At 67.6% G+C, this 8669-nt stretch carries 1 protein-coding gene; it reads right to left on the bottom strand.

Annotated elements, in window-relative coordinates:
- Nucleotides 1-8645: non-ribosomal peptide synthetase (locus KDB67_RS21385; RefSeq protein ID WP_291020408.1), on the bottom strand; the 8645-nt coding region annotated here is incomplete at its 3' end.
- Between the last annotated feature and the right edge of the window lie 24 nt (nucleotides 8646-8669).

Genomic DNA, 8669 nt, shown 5'->3' with positions numbered 1-8669 from the left:
GGCAGGCCGGTGAGCTTGTCCTTCCAGTAGCCGAGCTGGCGGCCGATCACCGACTCGGCATCGTCAGCGGACCCGAGGACCTCGTGCTGCCAGATCGCGAAGTCGGCGAACTGCACCGGCAAAGGGGTCCAGGACGGTGTATCGCCCTGAGTGCGTGCGGTGTACGCGGCGACGATGTCAGTCACCAGCGGCAGCATCGACTCACCGTCGACACCGATGTGGTGGGCGACCACCGCCAGGAGGTACTCGCCGGCCGGGGTAGCGTCATGGTGCTCGTCTCGCCGGACCCTTCGCGACCCTCGCTCCTTCGTCGCATCGGCCTCAGGGATCAAGAAGGTGGTACCGTCCTCCCCTGCTCCCTGAGGAGCCGAGCCGCTAGGCGATGCGTCACGAAGGGTCACCCGCAACGGCCACTGCGTCGTCACATCGAAACCGGCAGTCGCCGAAGCGAACAGCGCGTCGTCGGAGTCGACGACCCGCCAGATGCCGCGGGCGTCGAACTCGGCGATGTCGCCGACCTGCTGGAACGGCACGCCGTCGTCGGACGGGAACGACGTGCGGAGTACCTCGTGGCGTCCGAGCACGTCGATCACGGACTGCCGCAACGCATCCACATCGAGCGAGCCTGTCAGGCGCAGGACCGCCGGAATGTTGTAGGTCGCCGCCGTCGGATCGAAGCGGTTGATGAACCACACCCGTTGCTGGGCGAACGACAACGGGATGCGCTGCGGGCGTGGGTGGACCGGTACGACCGGGGCCAGTGCGGCGGCATTGCCCGCCACCGACTGCGCCAGGAGACCGATGGTGGGTGCTGCGAACACATCACGCACCGACACCGCCACACCGAGCGCGTCGGCGGCGCGGGCGGCCAGCCGCATCGCCGACAGCGAGTTGCCACCCATGTCGAAGAACGAGGCCGTGACACTCACCTCGTCGAGGCCGAGCACCTCGGCGAACACGTCCGCCAGAGCTGCCTCGCCGGGTGTGACCGGTGCCACGAAAGCATCACCGACGGAACCGAAGTCGGGCTCGGGTAGCGCGTCACGATCGAGTTTGCCGTTCGCGGTCAGCGGCAGTGCGTCCACCACCAGGACGACGGTGGGCACCATGTACGCGGGCACGACCCGGCCCGCGGACTCCTGCACGGCGACCGGGTCGACGTCGGCGCCGGTATCGGCGACCACGTAACCCACGAGCGTGTCACCGGACGGTCCGCCGACGATGCGAGCCGCCGCACCGACCACCCCGTCGGCGGTGAGCATGCCCGCCTCGACCTCACCGAATTCGATGCGGAAGCCACGCAACTGCACCTGGGTATCGGCGCGGCCCACATACTCGATATCCCCACCGGCCACCCGGCGTGCGACGTCGCCGGTACGGTACAGCCGCGATCCCGGTTCACCGAACGGGTCGGCGACGAACCGCGTGCCGGTCAGATCCGGACGCCCGAGGTAGCCCTGAGCCAATTGGCCACCGGCAACGTACATCTCACCGAGAACATCCACCGGAACCGGCCGCAACCGCGCGTCGAGGACGTGAATACCCAACGACGACAACGGCCGTCCGATGAGGGAACCATCGTCGGCGGAGACGGCGGCGCGGTCGAGTTCGCGGAAGCTCACGTGCACCGTGGTCTCGGTGATGCCGTACATGTTGACCAGCCGGGCCGGATCGCCGGGGAACAGATCGAACCAGCGACGGACCTGCTCGAAGCTCAGAGCTTCTCCACCGAACACGAAATACCGGACAGCCCAGGGGTTCTCGTTACGGCGGCGCGCATCGATGAGCTGATAGAACGCCGACGGCGTCTGATTGAGCACCGTGACACCTTCGGCCACAACGAGCTCGACGAACGCATCGACGTCCCGGGCGATATCGCGGTCGACGATCACACACCGGCCACCGTAGAACAACGCGCCCCACAACTCCCACACCGAGAAGTCGAAGGCGTACGAGTGGAACATCGTCCACACGTCGTCGGCGCCGAACTCGAAGTCACCCGCGGTGGCGTCGAGCAACGTCACCACGTCCCGGTGCGTCACCTCCACGCCCTTGGGCAGACCGGTCGAACCCGACGTGTAGATCACGTACGCACGCGAATCCGGCAGCACCGCAACAGGAGTCGAAGACGAAGCAGCCGCCTGCGCGACCTCGCCGATGTCGGCGACCACCACGTCGGCGCCCAGCGCATCCCACAGCGGGTGCCCGTCGGTCGATGTATCGGTCAGCACCACGGATACACCCGAGTCGGACACGATGTGTTGCAGGCGGCCGATCGGGTTGGTCACATCCAGCGGCAGATACGCGGCACCCGCCTTGAGGACGCCGACGATCGCGGTGACCACATCGACGGACCTCGCGGTGGCAACGCCCACGAGATCACCGACGACGACACCGCGCTCCCGCAGACTTGTGGCAACGGCATCGGTGCGCTCGGCGAGCTGCGCATAGGTGAACGATTCGGAACCGCACGACACGGCAACCGAATCAGGATGTGCCGCAGCTGCTTCGGTGAACAAGTCAACCAGCGACGAGCCTGTGTGTGCGGTGTCGATGATCGGTGCGGGCAACTGTGCGAGCACCGCACGGTCGGCGTCGGTCAGCAACGACACGTCGGCGGTGGACACCGCGGGATCGGCCGCGATCGTCCGCAGGATCTGCATCACCGCGCCCGCGAAGCCCTCGACCTGCTCGGCGGTGAACACCGACGGCAGGTACTTGAGCCGCATCACGACGCCGTCGGCCACTGGAGCGGTGACCATGTTCAGCGGATAGTGCGTCGAGTCGCTGACCTCAACACCGGCGATCGCCAAACCACCAGTAGCAGAAGCATCGGCGCTTTCCAGCGATTCGGCGTCCACCGGGAACGACTCGTGCACCGCGATCGTGTCGAAGGCGATCTGTGCGTCAACGGCTTTCGCGATCTGCGGCAGGCTCAGGTGATGGTGGTCGAGCACGGTCACCTTGTCGGCCTGCACCTTGCGCAGCACCTGCCCGATGCTCGCGTCCGGGTCGACGTCGACCACTGCGGGCAGGGTGTTGATGAACAGACCGATCATCGATTCCACACCCGGAAGATCGGCCGGGCGCCCGGAGACGGTCTCACCGAACGTGACCACCTGGTTGCCGGTCTTCCGCGACAGGAAGATGGCCCACGCCACCTGCAATGCCGTCGCCAGGGTCGCGCCCTCCGCGCGGGCCGCTGCTTCCAGGTCAGCGATCAGGTCCGCGTCGAGCAGGGTTTCGAGGTCGCGCGGCATCGCATCGGCGGTGGCCTGCTGGCCGGCGGCCACCAGGGTCGGGCCCTCGACGGGTGCCAGCACCTGCCGCCACGCGGCGAATGCTGCGTCGTCATCGCGGCCGGCGATGGTGCGCAGGTAGTCACCGAAGTCACCGGTCGCACCACCGGACACCTGCTCGGTGTAGGTGCTACCGGTGGCGTAGAGGGCCAGCATGTCGGCCAGCACCAGCGGACCGGACCAGCCGTCGAGGATGATGTGGTGGTTGGTGACGATCAGCGTCGCCGAATCACCGTGACGGACCAGCACGAACCGCAGGAGCGGCGGCGCACTCAGATCGAATGGCGCGACGCGTTGCTCGGCGACGAGTTGGTCGATCCGCGCCTTCGCGGACTCATCGTCCACTCCGGTCAGGTCGACGTCGGTCCACGGGAGATCGACGTGCTCGGCGACGACCGCGACCACCGAACCGGACCCGGTCGGCACGAAACCCGACCGCAGCACGCTGTGTTGGGCCACCAACTTCTCCGCGGCTGTCCGCAACCGCGCGCCGTCGGCACCGTTGAGACGCAGAACCGCCTGTGCCACATACACATCCACGTCAGCCATGCCACCGGCCAACGCTGACTGGAAGAACAGACCACCCTGCAGCGGCGACAATGGCCACAATCGCGCGCCCGGATAGGCCCGCGCCAGATGATCGATGTCGTCCTGGGTCAGGTCCACGCCCGGAACATCGGACGGGGACATACCGACATCCACCCCGGCGGTCACGAGTTGGGCGACCGCCGCAAGCTCGCCGGCCCAGTGATCCAGGAGGTCACGGACGTCGGATTCGGTCAGGACCGCGTGCGGGTACAGCACGGTGGCGCTCAGCCAGCGTTTGCCGTCGACCAGTCCAGCGCCCGCGGTGATGTTGAGGATGCCCTGTGCCACCATGCCACCGGCCGGTGACGGCGCCAGCGCGGGCCCGGCCGCACCGCTGAACGGCAACGGCTCGACCGCGGCCGCGCCGCCGCCTCCCGCGCCCAGGTAGTTGAAGACGATCGAGGGCAGCGGGCGTCCGGACAGTTCGGTGTCGGCTGCGTAGCGGAGCCATCCGAACCCGATACCGGAATCGGGCTGTCCGAGACGTTCTTCCTTCGCCGCCTTCACCGCGTGCACGATATCGGTCGCCGGGTCCAAACTCATCGGCGAGATGCTGGTGAACCAGCCGACGGTGCGGGACAGATCGGCACGAGCCGCATCATCCCCGTGTTCCAGAGCCTCCTCGTAGCGACCGTGGCCCTCCAGCAACACCGACACCGGAGCGTCGTCGACGATGCCGCGTCCGCGCTGCCAGGCGCGCACCGCGCGTGCGAGACCCGCAAGGATCGCGTCGTTGACATTGCCTGAGAAGGCCTCGGGCACGGCGGTGATCAGCGACTCGGTCACCGCCGCGTCGAATACGTACTCGAGGCGACCCGAAGCGGCGACCCTGTCCCTGTCCCGGTCGAGGTCACCACCCAGCGGGGTCGGCCGCTGCGGCAGCCGCTCGGACCAGTAGCCCAATTGCTCGCGGTACTCGTCGATGCGTTCGCCGAGCGCAAGCATCCAGGCACGCTGCGAGGTGACGGAGTCGCGCAGGCGGTAACCGTGTCCGGCCGAGCGCTGCGCCCAGGCGGTCATCAGGTCTTCGATGATCACCGGCCACGACACGGCGTCGACGCCGAGATGGTGGATTGCCAACACGATTCGGGCATCGCCCGCCGGGTCGGTCACCAGCGCGGCCTGCACCAGACGACCGGTCGCGGTGTCGAAGCGCCGCGTCGCGGCCTCGTGTGCGGCGACCAGCGCGTCGTCGTATTCCGTGGTGCCGATGGCCGCGTTCGCCGCCACCGCCGCCACGACCTGCTGTTCATCGATGTCGCCGCCGGCGGTCAGGGTCCAGGTGTCATCACCGCGCACCAGCCGCGCGGACAGCATCGGATGGTTGGCGATGACGACGCCGAGGATCTCCGCGACCTCGGCCGCGGTGATCCCGGACGGTGCGGCGAGGACCGCGGACTGGTTGAAGTCGCCGAAGTCCGAGGGCTGATCCGAATGCTCGATCATCCAGGACACGATCGGCGGAACCACCACCTCACCAGAGCCTGCTCCGGCAGGTTCGGTCAGCATGGGCAGGCGTGCGTTCTCGTCCGCGACAACCCGGGCCATGGCCCGGACGGTGCGGTGCTCGAAGATCTGGCGTGGCGACAGATCGAATCCGGCGGCGCGGGCAGCGGATGCCAGCTGGATCGACATGATCGAGTCGCCGCCGAGCACGAAGAACGATTCGGTCACCGACACCCGGTCGAGGCCCAATACGCCGGACACGATCGCGGCGAGCACTTCCTCGATCGCGCCCAGCGGCGCGACGTAGTCATCGCCCGAACCGAATTCGGGCAGCGGCAGCGCGTCGCGGTCGAGTTTGCCGTTGGCGGTGAGCGGCAGACCGTTCACAACCATCACCACGGCAGGCACCATGTAGCCGGGCACCTGGCGGCCTGCGGCTTCGATGACGGCGTCAGTGTCGAGATACACGCCGTCGGCCGGCACCACGTACCCGACAAGCGTGTCTCCTGACGGCCCGTCGATGATGCGGGCCGCGGCGCCGACGACACCGTCGGCGCTGAGCAGACCCGCCTCGACTTCACCGAATTCGATTCGGAAGCCACGCAATTGGACCTGCGCGTCGGCGCGGCCGATGTATTCGATGTCCGTACCCACGCGCCGGGCGAGGTCGCCGGTCCGGTAGAGACGGGATCCGCCGTCTCCAATCGGGTTTGCCACGAATCTCGTCGAGGTCAGGTCAGTGCGCCGGAGGTAGCCCTGCGCGAGTTGCCCTCCGGAGACGTACATCTCGCCCACCACGCCCAGCGGTACGGGCCGCAGGCGCTGGTCGAGGATGTGGATTCCGAGGGAAGCCAGCGGGCGGCCGATCAGGGATCCGTCCTCCGCCGACACCACGTCCCGGTCCAGTTCGCGGAAGCTGACGTGCACAGTGGTCTCAGTGATGCCGTACATGTTCACCAGGCGTGCGCGGTCGGCCGGGAACAAGTCGAACCAGCGGCGGACATGCTCGAAGTTCAGCGCCTCACCACCGAATACGATGTAGCGAAGCGGCCAATCCGCGGAGCCGTGACGGTCGACGGACCGGCTGCGCGTGCGGGCGTCGATGAGCTGGTAGAACGCCGACGGTGTCTGGTTGAGCACGGTCACGCCCTGCGCCAGGATCAGGTCGACGAAAGCGTCCGTGTCACGGGCGATGTCGCGGTCGATGATGATGCACCGGCCGCCGTGGTACAGCGCACCCCACAGTTCCCAGACGGAGAAGTCGAACGCGTACGAGTGGAACATCGTCCATACGTCGCCGGGCCCGAAGTCGAAGTCGGCGACGGTGGTGTCCAGGAGCGTGACCGCATCCCGGTGCGTGACTTCCACACCCTTCGGCTGTCCGGTCGAGCCGGACGTGTAGATCACGTACGCGCGCGCGTCCGCCGGAACCCGGACCGCGGCGTAACCGTCGGGCGCGGGTCCGAACTCGGCGACGTCGAGGGTCCGGACACCGGCCGGCAGGGCGTCCCACACTTCGTGTCCGTCGGTGGACGAATCCGTCACCACCACAGAGGTTCCCGAATCCGCGACGATGAATGCCAGACGCCCGATCGGGTTGGTGGTGTCGAGCGGCACGTACGCGGCGCCCGCCTTCAGCACACCGAGGATCGCCGCTGCCAGGTCGACAGACCGGTCGGTGGCTACGCCCACGAGGTCACCTGGGCGCACACCCCGCTCGCTCAGTCCGGATGCGATCGCATCCGATCGAAGGTCGAGGTCGTTGTACGACACGGACACCTCACCTGCGATCACCGCCGGCGACTGCCCGTGCGCGGCGACGGTCACGGCGAAGGCATCCACCAGCGTGCCGTCTGAGTGTGCGGTCGCGGTGACCGGCTCCGGCAACAGCGCCAGCGCGTCGCGGTCGCTGTCCAGCAGCACGTCGACGTCGCCCACCGCCACCGATGAGTCCGCGGTGACGGTGTCAAGGAGTCCGACGAAGCGTTCCATCATTGTGAGGATCGATGCCTCGTCGAAGAGGTCCGTCGCGTAGATGACCGAACCGGTCCAGTCGTCTCCGGTGGGGGCCGATGACACCGCGACTGTCATGTCCATCTGGGAAGCCACGGACGGCGTAAGCACGGGCGCGATGTCGAGTCCGGCGATCGACACGTCGGCGTCGGCGACCGATGCGGCGGGGTTGAACGACAGGATGACCTGTGCGAGCGGCGAGAACGCTTCCGAGCGTACCGGGTCGAGCGCTTCGACGACCGCCTCGAACGGTACGGCGGCGTGGGCGAATGCGTCGAGGTCGGTGACCCTGACTCCCGCCAGCAGGCTCTCGAACGACGTTGCCGGGTCGACCGCGGTCCGCAGCACGAGGGTGTTGACGAACATGCCCACCAACGGGTCGAGCACGGCCTGACCGCGACCGGCGGTCGGGGTGGCGATGGCGATGTCCTGTGTCGCGCTGAGCTTGGACAGCATCGCCACGAACGCCGCGTGCACCACCATGAACGGTGTGACGCCGTTGGCCTGGGCGAGAGTGTCGATTCGCGACCCGACCGCAGCCGGAATCGTGAAGCCGACCTGGGCACCTCGGTGCGAGGCGACCTGCGGGCGGGGGCGATCAGCCGGCAGGTTCAGGACATCGGGAAGCCCGGCCAACTGCCGGCGCCAGTAGGTGAGTTCACGCCCGATCACCGACGCATCATCGTCCACCGCGCCGAGTACGTCGTGCTGCCAGATCGCGTAGTCTGCGATCTGCACGGGCAGTGGTGTCCATTCCGGCGGATTGCCTTGAGCGCGTGCGGCGTAGGCCGTGACGATGTCGACGACCAGCGGCAGTATCGATTCACCGTCGACACCGATGTGGTGGGCCACCACGGCGAAGATGTATTCGCCGTCGGCCACCTGGAGCAGTCGGGCGCGCAGCGGCCACTGCGTGGTGACGTCGAAGCCGGTGGCGAGGGTGTCGTACAGCTCCTGTTCGGAGCCGGCCACCTGGCAGATGCCGCGTTCACCGAATTCGGCTGTCTTGCAGACCTTTTGGTAAGGTCTGCCGTCTACGGCCGGGAAAACGGTGCGCAGCACCTCGTGGCGTTCGATGACGTCGGCCACCGCCTGGCGGAGCGCCTCGACGTCGAGTGCACCGGTAACATTCGGCCCGTTCGCTTCACTCCCGGTGCCGGTCAGCCGCAGCGCCGCCGGGATGTTGTAGGTCGTCTCGGTGGTGTCGAACTGGTTGATGAACCACATCCGCTGCTGAGCAAACGACAACGGCACCAACTCCGGACGCGGATCAACCCTCGTGATCGGCGCCAAAGCCACACCATGACCGGACGTCGCCGCGAT

Source organism: Gordonia sp. (in: high G+C Gram-positive bacteria), from assembly GCF_020438995.1.
Lineage (GTDB): Bacteria > Actinomycetota > Actinomycetes > Mycobacteriales > Mycobacteriaceae > Gordonia.
Note: the sequence above shows the minus strand (reverse complement) of the source record. Positions and strands in the feature narration are given on the sequence as shown.